Source organism: endosymbiont of Lamellibrachia barhami (assembly GCF_011947365.2).
Taxonomy (GTDB): domain Bacteria; phylum Pseudomonadota; class Gammaproteobacteria; order Chromatiales; family Chromatiaceae; genus QGON01.
This window is the reverse complement of sequence record NZ_JAAVSH020000001.1, coordinates 786,630-803,999: the sequence shown is the minus strand read 5'-3', so window position 1 is coordinate 803,999 and position 17,370 is coordinate 786,630. Positions and strand designations below refer to the sequence as shown.

Annotated in this window: 17 protein-coding genes and 1 tRNA gene; 11 read left to right on the top strand and 7 right to left on the bottom strand. The window is 55.1% G+C overall.

Annotated elements, in window-relative coordinates:
• The first annotated feature begins 265 nt into the window (after nucleotides 1-265).
• From dusB to rssA, 11 genes are all read left to right on the top strand, one after another.
• Nucleotides 266-1,225, top strand: coding sequence for a tRNA dihydrouridine synthase DusB (gene dusB / locus G9Q73_RS03575; RefSeq protein WP_177418588.1), 960 nt, complete (start codon nucleotides 266-268; stop codon nucleotides 1,223-1,225).
• Between the two features lie 24 nt (nucleotides 1,226-1,249).
• Nucleotides 1,250-1,546 carry a DNA-binding transcriptional regulator Fis gene (fis, locus tag G9Q73_RS03570; RefSeq protein WP_304956547.1) on the top strand — a complete coding sequence of 99 codons (297 nt, stop codon included), beginning with the start codon at nucleotides 1,250-1,252 and terminating at the stop codon, nucleotides 1,544-1,546.
• A gap of 118 nt (nucleotides 1,547-1,664) precedes the next feature.
• Nucleotides 1,665-3,224 (top strand): bifunctional phosphoribosylaminoimidazolecarboxamide formyltransferase/IMP cyclohydrolase, encoded by a 1,560-nt coding sequence (gene purH / locus G9Q73_RS03565; RefSeq protein ID WP_177418587.1) that lies wholly within the window; start codon nucleotides 1,665-1,667, stop codon nucleotides 3,222-3,224.
• A 76-nt stretch (nucleotides 3,225-3,300) separates the two neighbouring features.
• Nucleotides 3,301-4,080, top strand: a complete 780-nt coding sequence (gene lpxA, locus G9Q73_RS03560; RefSeq protein WP_177418586.1) for an acyl-ACP--UDP-N-acetylglucosamine O-acyltransferase — start codon at nucleotides 3,301-3,303, stop codon at nucleotides 4,078-4,080.
• A gap of 372 nt (nucleotides 4,081-4,452) precedes the next feature.
• On the top strand, nucleotides 4,453-5,739 hold the full coding sequence (gene purD, locus G9Q73_RS03550) for a phosphoribosylamine--glycine ligase (protein WP_177418585.1): 1,287 nt from the start codon (nucleotides 4,453-4,455) through the stop codon (nucleotides 5,737-5,739).
• Nucleotides 5,726-6,139: a VanZ family protein gene (locus G9Q73_RS03545; RefSeq protein WP_369408826.1), complete on the top strand. Its 414-nt coding sequence runs from the start codon at nucleotides 5,726-5,728 to the stop codon at nucleotides 6,137-6,139. Before purD ends, G9Q73_RS03545 begins: the two co-directional genes overlap by 14 nt.
• 35 nt (nucleotides 6,140-6,174) lie before the next feature.
• Nucleotides 6,175-6,468, top strand: a complete 294-nt coding sequence (locus G9Q73_RS03540; protein ID WP_177418584.1) for a hypothetical protein — start codon at nucleotides 6,175-6,177, stop codon at nucleotides 6,466-6,468.
• Complete coding sequence (locus G9Q73_RS03535; RefSeq protein WP_177418583.1) at nucleotides 6,434-6,856, top strand: hypothetical protein; 423 nt, start codon at nucleotides 6,434-6,436, stop codon at nucleotides 6,854-6,856. Before G9Q73_RS03540 ends, G9Q73_RS03535 begins: the two co-directional genes overlap by 35 nt.
• A 132-nt stretch (nucleotides 6,857-6,988) precedes the next feature.
• Nucleotides 6,989-7,267 (top strand): VanZ family protein, encoded by a 279-nt coding sequence (locus G9Q73_RS03530; RefSeq protein ID WP_177418582.1) that lies wholly within the window; start codon nucleotides 6,989-6,991, stop codon nucleotides 7,265-7,267.
• A 35-nt stretch (nucleotides 7,268-7,302) separates the two neighbouring features.
• Nucleotides 7,303-9,777, top strand: a complete 2,475-nt coding sequence (locus G9Q73_RS03525; protein ID WP_177418581.1) for a glycogen/starch/alpha-glucan phosphorylase — start codon at nucleotides 7,303-7,305, stop codon at nucleotides 9,775-9,777.
• Between the two features lie 171 nt (nucleotides 9,778-9,948).
• On the top strand, nucleotides 9,949-10,851 hold the full coding sequence (rssA, locus tag G9Q73_RS03520; RefSeq protein ID WP_177418580.1) for a patatin-like phospholipase RssA: 903 nt from the start codon (nucleotides 9,949-9,951) through the stop codon (nucleotides 10,849-10,851).
• 30 nt (nucleotides 10,852-10,881) lie between these two features.
• On the opposite strand, the gene G9Q73_RS03515 is transcribed toward rssA, so the two are convergent.
• From G9Q73_RS03515 to G9Q73_RS03485, 7 genes are all read right to left on the bottom strand, one after another.
• Nucleotides 10,882-12,102, bottom strand: a complete 1,221-nt coding sequence (locus G9Q73_RS03515) for a PQQ-dependent sugar dehydrogenase (RefSeq protein WP_177418579.1) — start codon at nucleotides 12,100-12,102, stop codon at nucleotides 10,882-10,884.
• 109 nt (nucleotides 12,103-12,211) lie between these two features.
• Complete coding sequence (locus tag G9Q73_RS03510; RefSeq protein ID WP_177418578.1) at nucleotides 12,212-13,180, bottom strand: aminoglycoside phosphotransferase family protein; 969 nt, start codon at nucleotides 13,178-13,180, stop codon at nucleotides 12,212-12,214.
• A 197-nt stretch (nucleotides 13,181-13,377) separates the two neighbouring features.
• Nucleotides 13,378-13,908 carry a DUF5610 domain-containing protein gene (locus G9Q73_RS03505; protein ID WP_177418577.1) on the bottom strand — a complete coding sequence of 177 codons (531 nt, stop codon included), beginning with the start codon at nucleotides 13,906-13,908 and terminating at the stop codon, nucleotides 13,378-13,380.
• 306 nt (nucleotides 13,909-14,214) lie between these two features.
• Nucleotides 14,215-14,877 (bottom strand): c-type cytochrome, encoded by a 663-nt coding sequence (locus G9Q73_RS03500; RefSeq protein WP_177418576.1) that lies wholly within the window; start codon nucleotides 14,875-14,877, stop codon nucleotides 14,215-14,217.
• A gap of 178 nt (nucleotides 14,878-15,055) precedes the next feature.
• The gene (locus tag G9Q73_RS03495) at nucleotides 15,056-15,373 is read right to left on the bottom strand and encodes a DUF4282 domain-containing protein (RefSeq protein WP_177418575.1); all 318 of its coding nucleotides are present in this window, start codon (nucleotides 15,371-15,373) and stop codon (nucleotides 15,056-15,058) included.
• 828 nt (nucleotides 15,374-16,201) lie between these two features.
• Nucleotides 16,202-16,277: transfer RNA gene (locus tag G9Q73_RS03490), tRNA-Thr, on the bottom strand.
• A 14-nt stretch (nucleotides 16,278-16,291) separates the two neighbouring features.
• Nucleotides 16,292-17,248 carry a hypothetical protein gene (locus G9Q73_RS03485; RefSeq protein ID WP_177418574.1) on the bottom strand — a complete coding sequence of 319 codons (957 nt, stop codon included), beginning with the start codon at nucleotides 17,246-17,248 and terminating at the stop codon, nucleotides 16,292-16,294.
• Between the last annotated feature and the right edge of the window lie 122 nt (nucleotides 17,249-17,370).

Genomic DNA, 17,370 nt, shown 5'->3' with positions numbered 1-17,370 from the left:
AGAGCGGCACCCTGCGGCGGTTAGTCCGTGGGTTTCGCGGAGAGGCACCACTCCTGCGGACAGACGCGCCCACTCAATAATCCCTTTCAATCCAACGGGTTATTATTCGCCTATCTGCCGACAGCGCTACAAGGCTATCTGTTGCATTTTTGCCACTGTTGCAATAATCAAAGAATAATGACCATGAACCTTTGATTCACCCTGAAAATGGCGTTATTATCTGACGCCTTTCCCCTCGATTTTAGGGCTCGATCTCATCGTCGATATGCGCATCGGACCCTACAGGCTGGAAAACAATCTCCTGTTGGCGCCGATGGCCGGAGTGACCGATCGACCCTTCCGCCAGCTTTGCCGGCGGCATGGCGCAGGACTCGCTGTTTCCGAGATGGTTTCAGCCGACTCGTCGCTCTGGGGCAGCCGTAAAACGCTGCGGCGACTCGATCACGAAGGGGAGACCGGCCCCATTGCGGTGCAGATCCTCGGATCTGATCCGCGAACGATGGCGGAGGCGGCACGGGCAAACGTCGCCAATGGCGCCCAGATCATCGATATCAACATGGGTTGCCCGGCAAAAAAGGTTTGTAAGACATCGGCGGGTTCGGCTCTGCTGCAGGATGAGGCCCTGATCACTGACATATTGACGGCAACGGTTTCTGCCGTCGAGGCCCCGGTAACGCTGAAGATCCGCACCGGCTGGGATCGACAGAACCGAAACGGGGTGCGCATTGCTCAGATCGCTGAAGCGGCGGGCATACAGGCACTGGCGGTCCATGGCCGTACCAGAGCCTGCAAATTTTCGGGTGACGCGGAATATGACACCATCCGCGCCATCAAAGAGTCAGTCACCATCCCGGTGATTGCGAATGGGGATATTAGAACACCGGAGAAGGCACAGAAAGTGCTTGAGACAACCGGTGCAGACGGGATCATGATCGGCCGGGCGGCCCAGGGGAGACCCTGGATCTTTCGCGAGATCGATCACTATTTGAAGACCGGCGAAAAGCTGGCTGAGCCATCCCCCTCTTGGGTGAAGGCGTTACTGTTGGAACATCTGCAGACACTCTATGATTTCTATGGGGAACATCAGGGTGTTCGCATTGCCCGCAAGCATATTGCGTGGTACAGCAAAGCCCATAGAGGCGGTGCGGAGTTTAGAAAAACGATAAATGACTCGGAAACAGCGGACGAGCAACTGCAGCTTATCCACGTTTTTTTCGATAGTTAAGACAAGCACGGGGAGCTTGGCGGCATGAATATGGAAGCAGGTATGTTCAGGAGTGATGGGGATTCCACACTGACAGTCACTCACAGCAAGAAAAGCGAGCCTCTACGTCATTGCGTTCAGGATGCGATGCAACGCTATTTCAGCCATCTTGATGGGCACGGTACAAGCAACCTCTACCGCATGGTGATGAATGAAGTCGAGGCGCCTCTGTTGGAGAGCGTCATGGAATATGCCGGTGGCAACCAGACCCGCGCAGCCGCTATTCTCGGCATCAGCCGCAGCACGTTACGCAAAAAACTCTCGCTCTACGACCTGGATTGAACCCGCTGCCGGAATCTGTCCTTAGACTATTTCACCAGGGACGCTTTCGGCACTGTATATTGTGCTCAAGCAAACATAACATCTCATTAATCCCTCCAAACAAACGGATAGACCTATCATGTCTTCGATTACCCGCGCCCTGATCAGCGTTTCCGATAAGACCGGCATCGTGGAATTCGCCCGCAGCCTGGCCGAAAAAAACGTTGAAATCCTCTCCACCGGCGGCACTGCCAAGCTGCTTACCGACAACAATGTCCCAGTCATCGAGGTCTCCGAGTACACCGGTTTCCCGGAGATGATGGATGGGCGGGTCAAGACCCTGCACCCCAAGATTCACGGCGGCATTCTCGGCCGGCGCGGTACCGATGACCAGGTAATGAAAGAGAATGGTATCGGCAATATCGATCTGATCGTGGTCAACCTCTATCCCTTTGAGCAGACCGTGGCCAATCCCGACTGCGATCTGCCGACCGCAATCGAGAATATCGACATCGGTGGCCCCACCATGATTCGCGCCGCCGCCAAGAACCACAAGGACGTCACCGTGGTGGTGGACGCCGCAGACTATGCGCGGGTTCTGGAGGAGATGGACGGCAACGACGGCGATATCTCCGCTGCCACCCGCTTTGACCTGGCGGTAAAGACCTTCGAACACACCGCCCGCTACGATGCAGCCATCGCCAACTACCTGGGCGCCCGCACCGGCGAAGAGGTGGCAGACTTTCCCCGCACCTTCTCCATGCAGTTCAAGCAGGTGCAGACCATGCGCTACGGCGAGAATCCGCATCAAAAGGCGGCCTTCTTCGTTGAACACAAGGTCGAGGAAGCATGCATCGCCACCACCAAACAGATCCAGGGCAAGGAACTCTCCTACAACAATATCGGCGACACCGACGCAGCCCTGGAGTGCGTGAAGAACTTTGACGAGGGCCCCGCCTGCGTCATCGTCAAACACGCCAACCCCTGCGGCGTGGCTTTCGGCGACAATCTGCTCGAAGCCTATGATCGCGCCTACAGCACCGATCCGGAATCCGCCTTCGGCGGCATCATCGCCTTCAACGGCGAACTGGACGGCGAGACCGCCCAGGCCATCGTTGACCGGCAGTTCGTCGAGGTGATCATCGCGCCCAATCTCTCCGCCGCAGCCATCGAAGCGGTCAGCAGCAAGAAGAATGTGCGCCTGCTGGAGTGCGGCGAGTGGAATGTCGAAGCACTGCACCGCACCGAGTTCAAGCGCGTCAACGGCGGCCTGCTGGTACAGGACGCCGACCTGCAACTCACCAACGAGATTAAGGTCGTCACCGAACGCCAGCCCACAGATGAGGAGATGCGCGATCTGCTCTTTACCTGGCGCGTCGCCAAGTTCGTCAAGTCCAACGCTATCGTCTACGGCAGGGACGGCATGACCATCGGTGTCGGCGCCGGTCAGATGAGCCGCATCAACTCCGCCCGCATCGCCGGCATCAAAGCGGAACATGCAGGCCTGAAAGTGAAGGGTTCCGTGATGGCATCCGACGCCTTCTTCCCCTTCCGGGACGGCATCGACAACGCCGCAGAAGCCGGCATCGTTGCAGTGATCCAGCCCGGCGGTTCCATGCGCGATGACGAGGCGATCGCTGCTGCAAACGAACACGGCATGGCCATGGTCTTTACCGGCATGCGCCACTTCCGTCACTAATCAGCTTTACCACGATGGGCACGAAGAACACTAAGGCTTAAACACTTCGCGCCCTTCGTGGTTAAACATTGATTTCATGAAGCGAATCCACCCCACCGCCATCATTGAGGACGGTGCCGATCTGCATGAATCGGTCACTGTCGGCCCCTTCTCCCTCATCGAATCCGATGTAATAATCGGCGAGGACTGTGTCATCGACAGCGGCGTACGTATCTTTCGCGGCACAAGTCTGGGCAGAAACAACCGGGTCTGTAGCGGCGCCATGCTGGGCTGCGAACCCCAGGATCTCACCTTCGATCCCGCCAACAGCAAGCCTCTCGTCATTGGTGATGACAATCACATCAAGGAGGGGGTGAACATCAGCCGTGGAGTGAAGACCGAGGAGGGAACCCTCATCGGCAACGACAACTACTTCATGTGCGGATTCCATGCCGGACACGACTGCCGTTTCGGCAACAACAATATCTTCGGCCCCAACAGCACCATCGCAGGTCATGTCGGCATCGGAGACAAGGCATTCGTCTCCGGCCTGGTGGGAATCCACCAGTTCACCTTCATCGGCGACCACGCCATGCTCGGCGGCTGCTCAAAGGTGGTGAAAGATGTGCCGCCCTACGCCACCTGCGACGGCAATCCGGCGCGACTGGTCGGTCTCAACGCTATTGGCCTCAAACGCAGTGGCTTTAACCCCAAGACACGGGCGGCGATCAAACAGGCCTATAAGACACTGTTTCTCTCTGGCCTGAATATCTCACAAGCACTGGAACAGCTTAAGGGAGAGGAATTGATAGAAGAGGTGGAAAAACTCGTCCGCTTCATCGAGAAAAGCGACCGGGGTGTGACCGGGCATAAATAGCTTCCGTCCGAAAACACTGTTTTCACCACGAAGTACGCGAAGAAAATTCATGGTTAATCAATCTCTTACCTTCGTGGTATAAATGGCGTTTCCGGACGAATTCAATCAATTAGGTCAGAAGCTTAGGCAGATCCTTGGCCTGGCTGACCCAGTCTTCAACCTTGCTCAGCGCCGGCGGATGTTTGGTCAACTCCTTTTCCCTGTTGGTCTCAACTGTCCGTGAAATAGCCGTTTACAATAATTAACAATCAAAACGGTAACCACAGCCCAAGATTCACCCTTGCATCTTGCGGGTGAAAATTTACAATTCGATTCATCAACAGTTTTATAAGCCATAACCTCCCACCCCAACAGGATCACAGACATATCAGCATGAACATTCTCATCATCGGCTCCGGCGGCCGTGAACACGCGCTGGCCTGGAAAGCCGCCCAATCTCCGCTGGCAGAACGCATCTTCGTCGCCCCCGGCAACGCTGGCACTGCGCTGGAACCCAAACTGGAGAATATTCCGCTTGGTGTTGATGCCATCGATGAGTTGATCGCATTCGCGCAAGAGAATGATATCGGACTCACCATCGTGGGTCCTGAGGTCCCGTTGGTAATCGGAGTGGTGGATGCCTTTACCGCTGCCGGACTCAACTGTTTCGGCCCAACCCGGGGTGCAGCCCAACTTGAAGGTTCCAAGACCTTCACCAAGGACTTTCTCGCCCGTCACAATATCCCCACCGGGGAGTATCAGGCCTTCACCGAGGTGGAACCGGCCCTCGCCTATATTGCAGAGAAGGGCGCGCCGATCGTAGTCAAGGCCGATGGCCTGGCCGCTGGCAAGGGGGTGATCGTAGCCATGACTGAAGCGGAGGCCAAAGCCGCTGTATCCGACATGCTCGCCGGCAACGCCTTCGGCGAGGCTGGCCATCGGGTAGTGATCGAAGAGTTCCTGGAGGGTGAAGAGGCCAGTTTCATCGTCATGGCGGATGGGAAACATGTCCTGCCGATGGCCACCAGCCAGGATCACAAACGCGTAGGGGATGGCGATACCGGTCTGAACACCGGCGGTATGGGGGCCTACTCTCCCGCCCCGGTGGTCGACGAACGGATTTATCAGCGCATCATGGACGAGGTAATCCTGCCCACCGTATCTGGTATGGCGAAGGAGGGTCTGCCCTACACCGGTTTTCTCTACGCTGGCCTGATGATCGCAGCCGACGGCACCCCAAAGGTGATCGAGTACAACTGCCGTTTCGGAGACCCTGAAACCCAGCCTATCATGATGCGCATGCAGTCGGATCTGGTTGCCCACTGTCTTGCCGCCATCGAAGGCAGACTGGACACCGAAACCACCGCTTGGGATCCCCGCGTCTCACTGGGTGTCGTACTGGCCGCCGGCGGTTATCCCGGCAGTTATACCGGCGGTGATGCCATATCCGGCCTACCCGAGACCGAGACCGAAGGGGAGAAGGTCTTCCACGCAGGAACCGCCGAAAAGGCGGGTCAGGTGGTGACTGCAGGCGGAAGGGTGCTCTGCGCCACCGCCCTTGGGGATACGGTCGTGCAAGCCCAGCGGAAAGCCTACGAATTGGCCAGGCGCATCCACTGGGACAGGCTCTACTACCGCACCGACATCGGTTATCGCGCCGTAGCTCGTGAAGAGGCCTGACGACAAACAGAGAGTGCTGCCAGCAACCACTCTGCCGCTGACACAGCTCTTTCGTTTCGGCCTGGCAGTCACCCTGGTGATCATCTCTCATCTGGCCACCACGACGCTGGATTACCCGGTGGTGTCTGACATAAACGACAAATGGGAACATTTCACCGCCTTTCTGGTGCTCGCCTTTCTTGCCGACTTCGCTTTTCCCAACACCGCTTGGGGCTGGAAAAAGTTCCTGCCCCTGCTGGGTTACGGCCTGGCCATTGAGGTTTTTCAGTACTTCCTGCCCCATCGGCTATTCTCCCTTTGGGATCTGGGAGCCGACTCCCTGGGCCTGATCTGCTATCCACTGCTCCTACCGATGCTGAAACAGATACCCCTGCTGGCGCCGCGCTGGCATACTGGGTGACTGCTTCCGCCGAAGAACGATATAAGGGATCCGCCATGAGCGACGGAAAAAAAAGCGCTTTCAAATACGATTATCTCGGCTCCGATCCCAAGGCGATCCAACGTTCGGTCTCAAACCATCTCGTCTACACCATCGGCGGTATGAGGGGCCTACTCTCCCGCCCGGTGGTCGACGAACGGATTTATCAGCGCATCATGGACGGTAATCACCTTACCGTATCTGGTATGGCGAAGGAGGTCTGCCCTACGCAGTTTTCTCTACGCTGGCCTGATAGTCGCAGCCGGCACCCCAAAGGTGATCGAGTACAAGCTGCCGTTTCGGAGACCTGAAACCCAGCCTATCATGATGCGCATGCAGTCGGATCTGGTTGCCCACTGTCTTGCCGCCATCATCGAAGGCGAACTGGACACCAGAGCCGCAGCGGATCCGCGTCTCCACTGGGTGTCGTACTGGCCGCCGGCGGTGTCAACGGATTATACCGGCGGTGATGCCATATCCGGCCTACCCGAGACCGAGACCGAAGGGAAAGGTCTTTCACGCAGGAACCGCCGAAAAGGCGGGTCAGGTGGTGACTGCGAGGCCCAGAAGGGTGCTCTGCGCCACCGCCCTTGGGGATACGGTCGTGCAAGCCCAGCGAAGCCTACAGATTGGCCCAGGCATCCACTGGACAGGCTCTACTACCGCACCGACATCGGTTATCGCGCCGTAAGCTCGTGAAGGCCTGACGACAAACAGAGAGTGCTGCCAGCAACCACTCTGCCGCTGACACAGCTCTTCGTTTCGGCCTGGCAGTCACCCTGAGTCGATCATCTCTCATCTGGCCACCACGACGCTGGATTACCCGGTGAATTGTCTGACATAAACGACAAATGGGAACATTTCACCGCCTTTCTGGTGCTCGCCTTTCTTACCGACTTCGCTTTTCCCAACACCGCTTGGGGCTGGAAAAAACTCCTACCCCTGCTGGGTTACGGCCTGGCCATTGAGGTTTTTCAGTACTTCCTGCCCCATCGGCTATTCTCCCTTTGGGATCTGGGAACCGACTCCCTGGGCCTGATCTGCTATCCACTGCTCCTACCGATGCTGAAACAGATACCCCTGCTGGCGCCGCGCTGGCATACTGGGTGACTGCTTCCGCCGAAGAACGATATAAGGGATCCGCCATGAGCGACGGAAAAAAAAGCGCTTTCAAATACGATTATCTCGGCTCCGATCCCAAGGCGATCCAACGTTCGGTCTCAAACCATCTCGTCTACACCATCGGCAAGGATCCTTTCACCGCCACCGACCACGACTGGATGATGGCCTTCAGCCATGTGGTCCGGGACCGGCTCATCGAGCGTTGGATGGAGACCCAGCGCAGCTACTACCGTAGCGATGCCAAACGGATCTACTACCTCTCGATGGAGTTCCTCATTGGCCGCAGCCTGGTCAACAGTCTGCTCAATATGGATATCCATGACGAGTGCAGCAAGGCCCTGCATAAACTCGGCGTCGAGCTGGAAAAGTTGCGCAGCCTGGAACACGACGCCGCCCTCGGCAATGGCGGACTGGGACGGCTGGCCGCCTGTTTTCTGGACTCCATGGCGACCCTCAACCTTCCCGGTTACGGTTACGGCATCCGTTTCGAGTACGGCATGTTCCGGCAGAAACTGGAGGATGGACGTCAGGTGGAGCTACCGGAAAACTGGCTTGCCCACGGTAATCCCTGGGAGTTCCCCCGCCCCGAGGTCTCCTACAAGATCCGCTTTGGCGGCCGGGTCATGGAGTACCAGGGCCCGGACGGCCGGCGTCATTTCGACTGGATCGACGGGGATGTGGTTGTCGCCCAGGCCTACGACACCCCGATCCCCGGCTACCACAACGACACGGTCAATAATCTGCGCCTCTGGAGTGCCAAGGCCTACGAGGATTTCGACCTGACCTGTTTTAACATGGGGGAGTACACCCATGCGGTGGAGGAGAAGACCCAATCGGAAAACATCTCCAAGGTGCTCTATCCTGACGACAGCAGCGCGAAAAACCAGGTGCTGCGCCTGAAACAACAATACTTTTTCGTCAGCGCCTCACTGAAGGATATCCTGCGCCGCTTCTCCATCGATCACGACGACCTGCAGGATCTGCCGGATAAGGTCGCTATCCAGCTCAATGACACCCACCCGTCCATCGCCATCGCCGAACTGATGCGTATCCTGCTCGACAAGGAGAAACTGCAGTGGCAGTTGGCCTGGAACATCACCACCCGGGTCTTCTCCTATACCAACCACACCCTGTTGCCGGAAGCCCTGGAAACCTGGTCAGTACAGCTGTTTGAACAACTGCTGCCACGCCATCTGCAGATCATTTATGAGATCAACCGGCGCTTTCTGCTGATGGTGGGGAACCTGCACCCGGACGACCGCGAGATCCAACGGCGCCTCTCCATTTTCGATGAAAAGGGGGAACGGCGTATACGCATGGCACACCTGGCGGTTATCGGCAGCCACAAGGTCAATGGCGTTTCTGCACTGCACTCCGAGCTGCTGCGAACCAGGACCTGCAAGGACTTTCACGAATTCTATCCCGACAAACTCATCAATATCACCAACGGCATCACCCCCCGTCGCTGGCTGCTGCTCTCCAACCGCCCGCTCTCAAAATTGATCTGCGAAGCGATCGGCCATGACTGGGTGCGGGATCTGGACAAACTCGCTGATCTCGTTCCGCTGGCGGACGACACGACATTTCAGGAACGTTTTCGTGCCGCCAAACAGATCAATAAAACGCGGCTTGCCGGACTGGTGAAACACTACCTCAATCAGGTAATCGATCCCCATACCCTGTTCGACGTACAGGTGAAACGCATCCACGAATACAAACGACAATTGCTCAATGTGATGCGGGTGATCGCTCTCTATAACCGGCTGCTGGACAACCCATCTGCCGACTTCGTGCCGCGGACCGTCATCTTCGGCGGCAAGGCGGCGCCCGGCTATTTCATGGCGAAACTGATCATCCGCCTGATCAACGATGTTGCGGACGTCATCGATAACGATCCTGCGGTCAATGATCGGTTGAAGGTGGTGTTTATCCCGAACTACGATGTCACCACCGCCTCCGACATTATCCCGGCCGCGGAACTCTCCCAGCAGATATCCACAGCAGGCATGGAGGCCTCTGGCACAGGCAATATGAAGCTGGCGCTGAACGGCGCGCTGACCATCGGCACCATGGATGGCGCCAATGTGGAGATGCGCGAGAAGGTCGGCGATGAGAATTTCTTCATCTTTGGCCTGACTACCGACGGCATCGAGCAGCTAAAGCGGAAAGGCTATCATCCCCGCCACTACTATGAGACCAACCCAGAGCTGAAACGGGTGGTGGATATGATCGGCAACGGCTTCTTTTCACCAACCAATCCAAACCGCTATAAAGTCATCTCGGAGACCCTGCTCAACAGCGATCCCTTCCTGGTGCTGGCCGATTTTCAGGACTATCTCGAAACCAGCGACAATGCGGATGCCTGTTATCGGAACCCGGAGATATGGAACCGCATGGCGGTGATGAATACCGCCATGATGGGGCACTTCTCCAGTGACAGGACAATCAAAGAGTATGCCGAAAAAATCTGGGGGGTCGAACCGGTACTACCCCGTTGAACCTCCTACCCCACCGCAAGCGGACGGGGTATTTAAGTGTAGGAGCGGCGCCCTCGCCGCAATTTTCCCATCTACGGTGCAATCGCGGCGGGACGCCGCTCCTACGACTCCTTCGCAGCAAGCTGCGGGGAATCAAACCCAAAGAGATTGAGTTACTGATCCTGGAAAGAGATGGATAAGGCAAAAGAGAGCATCGGCCTGGCCCTTGGCAGTGGTTCTTCACGGGGCTGGGCACATATCGGCATCATCAAAGAACTGGCAAAAACAGGTATCGAGCCTGACATCATCTGCGGCTGCTCCATCGGTTCTATTGTCGGGGCATCCCATGCCGCCGGCAATCTGGAGGCCCTCGAAACCTGGGTCAGGTCACTCTCCAAGCGAACGGTCACTCGCTTCTTTGAACTTAATCTCTCTCTCAATGGCTTTGTCAACGCCGAGCGGTTTCACGCTTTTCTCGACGCGTGCGTCTGCGATGAAGCCATTCAGATCGGACAGTTGCCCAAGACCTTCGCCGCTGTCTCCACTGATCTGAAGACAGGGCGTGAAGTCTGGTTCACTGAAGGTCTCACCCTCGATGCAGTCCGTGCATCGATTTCACTGCCGGGCCTGTTCCCGCCTGTACGGCATCAGGGCAGCTGGCTGGTGGATGGCGGTCTGGTGAACCCCGTGCCGGTCTCTATCTGCCGCGCCCTCGGCGCAGATATCGTGATTGCAGTCAATCTGAACGGTGACATCCTGGGCAAGCATCAGAGAAAAAAAACCCGTGAGGAGCCACCAGAGGATAAAGGTCTGCTCGACAGTGTCTCCCGCAGCATCCGCGCCTACTCGGACACCCTCTTTCCCAGCAAAGATCCCGCACCCAGCCTGTTTGACGCCATTGCCGGCTCCATCAATATCACCCAGGACCGAATCACCCGTAGCCGCATGGCCGGCGACCCGCCGGACATCATGCTCTCACCCAGGCTTTCCCACATCGAACTGCTGGAATTTCACCGGGGAAAAGAGGCGATCAAGGAGGGTGAAAACTGTGTGAAACGCATGCTCCCGGAGATTGAGTACAGACTGAAGGGGTAGGAGAGGATCGATTATCCAGGGTAACGGCAGTCACTTTGCCCGTGCATTGACAATCTTGCAGATCTCCCCACCCAGTCCCAGGACAAAAAGCTCGCCGTCGTGTGCCTCGGCAAAGCTGCTGATATTCAGATCAGTCTTGAACAACTCCGAGTTCACATAACCTGCTTCATCGCTGGCTGAAAGTTGCCAGATCCTGCCGGAACCGTAGTCGGCATAGAGATACTTCCCCCATAGTGCCGTTATCCTCCGGCCCCGATAGACATACCCCCCGGTAACGGCAATCCCCTCATTTCGGCCATACGCCTCTACCGGCATCTTCAGATCTTTGGTCCGGCAATCCGAGGCAGGTTCGAAGCAATGATCGCCTTCCATTCTGTTCCAGCCATAGTTGCCGCCCTTGACCAGTTGGTTGATCTCCTCGTAACGATTCTGTCCCACATCCCCAACCCACAGATCGCCGCTCTCCCGGTCGAAACTCCAGCGCCAAGGGTTGCGCAGACCCCAGGCAAAGATCTCCCCCCGGCCGTCGCCAGCCGCAAAGGGGTTGTCCGCAGGAATGGTGTATTGGCCTGAACCACCGTCACCCACATCGATCCGCAACATCGCACCCAACAGTGTCCGGGTATTCTGACCATGACCATGCGGGTCGCCACCTGCCCCGCCATCACCCAAGCCGAAATAGAGATAACCCTCTGGCCCAAAGGCAATCTGCCCGCCGTTGTGGTTGCTGTAGGGCTGGGCAACCGAGAGCAGAATCCGCTCAGACGCTGGGTCGACCACCCCTGCGCCAGGTTTCAAATGAAATCGGGAGATTCGGGAAACCAGCCCCTTCTGTTTGTGCCTGCCGGTATAGGAGAGATAGAGATAGCCGTTACGGGAATAATCGGGGTGAAATGCCATACCCAACAGCCCCCGTTCATCCCCGCCAACACCGCCGCCAGCCACCCGCTCACTGATATCGACAAACGCTGTTACACGACTGGCCTGGGAACTGTTATCAAAGCGGACAACCCGTCCCGGCTGCTGCACCAGATACCAGTTGGAATCGTCCCCGGGCGCCATCAGCATGGCTACGGGCCGGTTCAGCTCAGGAAGTAAGGGGAAGGGGGCAGCAAGCCGCACACCCTTGGTTTCTTTGGCGGCACAAACAGGTTTGCCACCGAATAGCGAGGCAAAGCCCTGTGCATCCGACAGTACATCGCCACCCCACAAGAGTGCGGCCAGAAGAGATAGAAGCCTGCGCAGATCCATAATCGATTCGGGTTGCAACCCTGCCAGTAGAGAGTCAGTTCATTGTAGCCCGCCTGGAGCGCCACGGAATGCGTGAAGCCCACTCCCGAACGGACAGAGCAGCGGGCACTCAGAGAATCCTGTGGATCAGCTTGGCCAGCCCCTGCAACTCAGGATAGTCAGGTGCCACCTCAAGAATATAGTTGAGTGTGCGCGGAATATCTTGCAGATAGCCGGGTTTGCCGTCACGAATGTTGAGACGTGCAAAGATCCCGCTGGCCTTTAGATGGCGTTGCACCCCCATCAGGTCAAACCAGCGCAGGAACTGATCCTCATGCTCACTACGCAAGACGCCTGACTGCACCGCCAGCTCATAGTAGCCCATCACCCAGGCCTCGATGCGTGCCTTGGGCCAATTGATATAACAGTCCCGCAGCAGTGAGACCAGATCATAGGTCACTGGCCCAACCACTGCGTCCTGAAAATCGATGATGCCTGGGTTCGACTGATCGGTCACCATCAGGTTGCGGGAGTGGTAATCGCGGTGTACACAGACCTGTGGCTGATCCAGCGCATTGCCGGCCAGAAAATCAAAGGTGACATCCAACATGGAGTGTTCACCGTCAGTGAGGCTAAGGCCGTGATGCCGCTCCAACAGCCATTCACGAAACAGCGCCATCTCCTGTTGCAGCAGCGTCCGGTCATAGTCCGGAAGCCCCTCGACAGGGCCACAGGCCTGAATCACCATCAACGCCCCCAGGGCATCGCCATAGAGCCGGTCCACATTCGTCTCATCGAGCCGGTCAAGATAGAGGGTCTTGCCCAAATCACTCAACAGCAGATAACCCTCCGCCTGATTGCGGGCATAAATATGGGGCACATTGAGCCCAATCGACTCAAGGGCCTCCGCCATGCGGATAAACGGTGTCATCTCCTCTTTATCCGTCGGGGCATCCATCGCAATATAGCTATTGTCACCGGTTTCGATACGAAAGTAGCGGCGAAAACTGGCATCGCCAGAGGCTGGCTCGAAGGTGTAATTGTCGATTCCCGGCAAGGATAAGAGCCAGTTTTTCAATTGTTCGATTCGTTGGGGCATTTTTTAGACACAGTGATTGAGTGGCAGGACAGGCTGAAATGCACAAAGTGTGCAGAGTATATTTTGATTTGGAAAGAAGGTGTAGGCCCAATCAAGCGTAGCGCGTCGAACCGAGAATTTTAGAATATCCTAAAGCAGTGGGGGTCCCGATTCCACTATGTTCGAACCTGCTTACTCAGCTTCGATCAAGAAAGTTGTCAGAGATCCTCAGGTGCCATCTCGATCTCAAAACGCTCCAATCCTTCGAGCACAAGCTCAAAAGTGGTATCAATATTGGCGGCGATATCCCCTTCCAGCACACTCAGGCCATCAAGAATCTCCCGCGCCTCGGAAAAGCCCTGCTCGATTGCATCACGGATGATTTGCATGAACTCATCCAGCGCCGCCTGGGGATCCTCATTTGAGTGAGTGTCGAGAAAGACGGGGAAGAAACCGGTGGCAAAACCGACAATACGTTCCGCCGTGGCCTCCGGTGAAAAATCGATACCTGAGTCGGTCGCCTGTTGAACCGCATTCTCCCCCAACTCAGGAAGCAGCAGTTCGTTGAGCTTTTCGATAGCAGAACGAAACAGGAGCGCCTGCGGCTGTCCCGCTGCGCCCGACTGAAACTCAGCCGACGCGGAGACGATCTGCGCATTCAGCTCCATACGCTGCGCCTGAACGCTCAACGACTGTGGCTGGGGTGAACCTGGGATCTTCACGCCAGTGGAAGTGATGGGTGTTGTCATGGTGCGAACCTCCGCTCAAGGCTGTTACCTTTCAATTGAAGCTTAGCCCAAATGGAGGAAGGCTGGTGATGGCAGGAATAAATCGCCCAATAAAATACTGCGCATAATCCAGGGTAGTGTGCGCGGGTTACTGCAGGAGTACCGCCATATGGCATGGCTCCCACAGACAATATCACCTAACCTTTGTTCTTTTGCAATTCAGCTCAAATATAAAGATGGCTTGTGGCTGTTCAAGACGTAGGCACGATCAAGCGTAGCGGATCGGGCGTTTGAGTTGGCAAAACGAAAGATCTGATCCCACTGCCGTCAGTGAGAGAGCAGTCGAATATAACTGACCAGTGCCTCGACATCACCCTGACTGAGGATACCGCGCCAAGCCGGCATAAACCGCCCTTTACCATCAAGGATGCTACTGACCAGTTCCTTATTATCGAGAGGATTGGTCACGTTGGGATTGGTATGATCCATCGGCATAATCCCCATGAGTCTCGTCATGATGCCATCACCATCACCCTCCACACCATGACAAACCTGGCAATACTTCTGATAGAGTTGCAGGCCCACCTTGGGATCCCCCATCAGATCATGCTTGGTGTTGCCCATAAAACGAAGGTATGCGATCAATGACTTGATCTGTGACTCGCTGAATATATCCTTCCATTCCGGCATGGCATCACTAAGCAGATTGTGACGGTCCCGGCCCGTTATTGTCTGCCGACCTTCTCCGGTGATGATCTTCATGAGGATGGTATCGCTCCTGGAGCGTACCGTGGTGGTCAGATCGGCCGGACTGATTTTCATCGCCTTTGCGAGAGGACCATCCCCCTTGCCGCCCGTTCCATGACACAACTGACAGTAGGAAACATAGAGCCCTCTCCCCTCATAGGCTGGCGGGGGATTAGCTGATACTTCAGGGATGAACACTGCGAGGAGGCACAGTAGCACCACGGAATGTATGATGTTCTTCATGGATTCTCTCCGGTATTGGAGCCTGGGGTATAGGATCTTGCCGTATTTTATACAGATCTCTTAGTGGATTCCTTATCCATCAGCATTCTGCGGCATTCTTAACTTGTATGGCATTCCACACATTTAAACGATTTTTCGGGGGAATTAGCAAGCTCCCTATTGTTACCACGTTGAACACTCAGAAAGAGTATGACTGCAATAGTGCATCACGTATTTGCATGTAGGCAATTAAGAACTCAAAGAGCATTCGCCAAAATAACTCCATGAATAGAAAGAATGTCATAACCAGCGCAACCAGTTTCACTTGTTGTTTTTTATTTAACAAGCCCCAAATATCTTCCTTTACTTTTTTGTGCGCATCATCAATAAATTTATATTTTTTTATAAGCCATATTGATAAGAACCATGTTCCGACAGGCAATATAACCGCGCCAATGTAATAAAACGCAATAAGGACCGTAGTGCTGATAAAACTTTTAAAGGTAAGAAAATCCATTATGTTTGAGTATCAGTATTTCTCGTATTTCCGCTAACGCCATGCACGGGGCAGAAAAAAGGGCTGCCAGGAGCGCATGATTTTTTTGCCCGCAGGAGCTACACGTTAAGTTTTTATTCAAATAATTCCCGCTATTTTCCTAACTAATTCAAGAATTACTTTTTTCTGTGGCACCTACAACAATGGCTGAAGGAATAAAATAAAGCGCATTTCCAGGCGGTGTCCATACGACCACTATGAAGAATACAAACATAAATATCAGGATTAATACAATCCATAAGATACTGTCCTTTTCTTCAGAGACTGTTTAACGAAAAAGCAAGTGAGAGCGTAGAATCCAGTCATTGTTCGTCTCCTGCTCGTTCGTGAAATCGTGGCTTCACGACAGACGCGGCAAACAGGAGGAGCGGAATAGCCCGACAAACCACCATGGTGCGGTCCGCAGCGCATGCGAGGACACGGTTGATGGTTGGAAGGCTTGTAGTGACGACGCCCGCGCTAAGGTTGCCACAGTTAATTTCACAAGAACCGGAGACCACCGACCAAAGACCTCGCCAGCTCTCGCAACATTCCGGATTTTTTGCCAGTCTGAAACCCCATACGCGACACAGTAGGCCCGAAAGTCGAATATTTTGGATATTTACGGGGATTTTTCTGGATACGGGGGATAGAGGGAGGTGTTTCTTTATACCCCAGAGAACCACTGTTTTAGGTGTCCAACCCAACCAGAATAAGCGCGAAAAATGTACCACTGGCTACTATTCGGCTACTAGGCAGAAAACCCTGGCAATAAAAAAGGGCAGCATCAAGCTAACCCTTTGATTACATTGGAGCCGGCGAGAGGAGTCGAACCCCCGACAAGCTGATTACAAGTCAGCTGCTCTACCAACTGAGCTACGCCGGCGTTGGATCGGGATTCTATTCTTTTATGCCGGATGTGGCAACGTTTCCACAATCAATCACGTTGCGCTCGATTCCAGGAAAAGCTTGTGTGAGGCTCCCCCACTTATCATCCGAAATAGGAGGAGTATTCTTATAGCGATATTCAAGTCTGTATGAGGACTGTTTTCTCACTCTTGGACGAACCTCGACATCAAAACCCTTATCTGCGATCAGCTTTTTCCTGGCCTCTGCCCGGTCTTCGTTTCGAAAGAGTCCCAGAGAGATGGCATGGGCAAGTTCACCGCTGGTAAATCGCCAGAGATCCGTAACACCGGCACCTTTCAATCTTTTAACTGTGGCTACAGCGGCAGCACGATCTTTCTGTGGGGGAACCACCACCCAATAGCCGGCCTGCTCTTTCACAGACTCGGTCTTCAACCGTGTTGTTACGTCCATAGCCAATAGCCTGATGGACAGTGTGTCCACCATGGCACGCTTGGGTAGTGGGCCAATGCTTACACAGGTAGTGGTATCGACGCGTACTTTCTCGGGCTCTTCCGTAGTGGCTATTTCCTCTTCTGGAGGAATAATTGGCTTCGAAACCTGAGGTTCTAAAACTGCAACGGTGGGAGGTTCAGCCTCCTCTTTCTCCTCTTCCAAACCTTTCTCCAGGACGGGTTCGGGCGTCACTTCCCCAGATATCTCCCCACTATCAAGCACTATTGTCTGAGCAGGTTCAGGTCTTGGAGTTAAGCTCTCCTCAGAAGTGGGGGGCATTGCAGGTTCTTCTGTAACCTCAACAGGAAGATCGTTCAGGATGTCGGACTTCTGCTCAGATTGTAGTTCAGCCTTTTCCGGCACCTCACTCAGCAGGATCAAGGTTGCAACCCCATCAGCGTTCAGGTGGCCACTCCGGGAAACCTGCTGCTGTGGATAGGCCCAGATGAAGACACCGATATTGGCAAGTAGAAGCAGGAAAAACAGCCATTTCATGCGTTGTCCCTCAGCCCGGCAACTATCGCCACGCCATTGAGGACAAGATTTGGTTCATGCCTTTTTGGCATCAACACCCCATCCAGCAGTTGGCCTGCTGCGCCCCCGGTCAAAAGAGAGAG

Excerpts from the sequence above, each read along its gene's own strand:
- purD (WP_177418585.1), top strand. The coding sequence starts at position 4,453 with ATGAACATTCTCATCATCGGCTCCGGCGGCCGTGAACACGCGCTGGCC.
- G9Q73_RS03500 (WP_177418576.1), bottom strand. The coding sequence starts at position 14,877 with ATGAAGAACATCATACATTCCGTGGTGCTACTGTGCCTCCTCGCAGTG.
- rssA (WP_177418580.1), top strand. The coding sequence starts at position 9,949 with ATGGATAAGGCAAAAGAGAGCATCGGCCTGGCCCTTGGCAGTGGTTCT.
- G9Q73_RS03485 (WP_177418574.1), bottom strand. The coding sequence starts at position 17,248 with ATGAAATGGCTGTTTTTCCTGCTTCTACTTGCCAATATCGGTGTCTTC.
- G9Q73_RS03495 (WP_177418575.1), bottom strand. The coding sequence starts at position 15,373 with ATGGATTTTCTTACCTTTAAAAGTTTTATCAGCACTACGGTCCTTATT.
- G9Q73_RS03525 (WP_177418581.1), top strand. The coding sequence starts at position 7,303 with ATGAGCGACGGAAAAAAAAGCGCTTTCAAATACGATTATCTCGGCTCC.
- G9Q73_RS03540 (WP_177418584.1), top strand. The coding sequence starts at position 6,175 with ATGAGCGACGGAAAAAAAAGCGCTTTCAAATACGATTATCTCGGCTCC.
- dusB (WP_177418588.1), top strand. The coding sequence starts at position 266 with ATGCGCATCGGACCCTACAGGCTGGAAAACAATCTCCTGTTGGCGCCG.
- lpxA (WP_177418586.1), top strand. The coding sequence starts at position 3,301 with ATGAAGCGAATCCACCCCACCGCCATCATTGAGGACGGTGCCGATCTG.
- purH (WP_177418587.1), top strand. The coding sequence starts at position 1,665 with ATGTCTTCGATTACCCGCGCCCTGATCAGCGTTTCCGATAAGACCGGC.
- G9Q73_RS03510 (WP_177418578.1), bottom strand. The coding sequence starts at position 13,180 with ATGCCCCAACGAATCGAACAATTGAAAAACTGGCTCTTATCCTTGCCG.
- G9Q73_RS03515 (WP_177418579.1), bottom strand. The coding sequence starts at position 12,102 with ATGGATCTGCGCAGGCTTCTATCTCTTCTGGCCGCACTCTTGTGGGGT.
- G9Q73_RS03505 (WP_177418577.1), bottom strand. The coding sequence starts at position 13,908 with ATGACAACACCCATCACTTCCACTGGCGTGAAGATCCCAGGTTCACCC.
- fis (WP_304956547.1), top strand. The coding sequence starts at position 1,250 with ATGAATATGGAAGCAGGTATGTTCAGGAGTGATGGGGATTCCACACTG.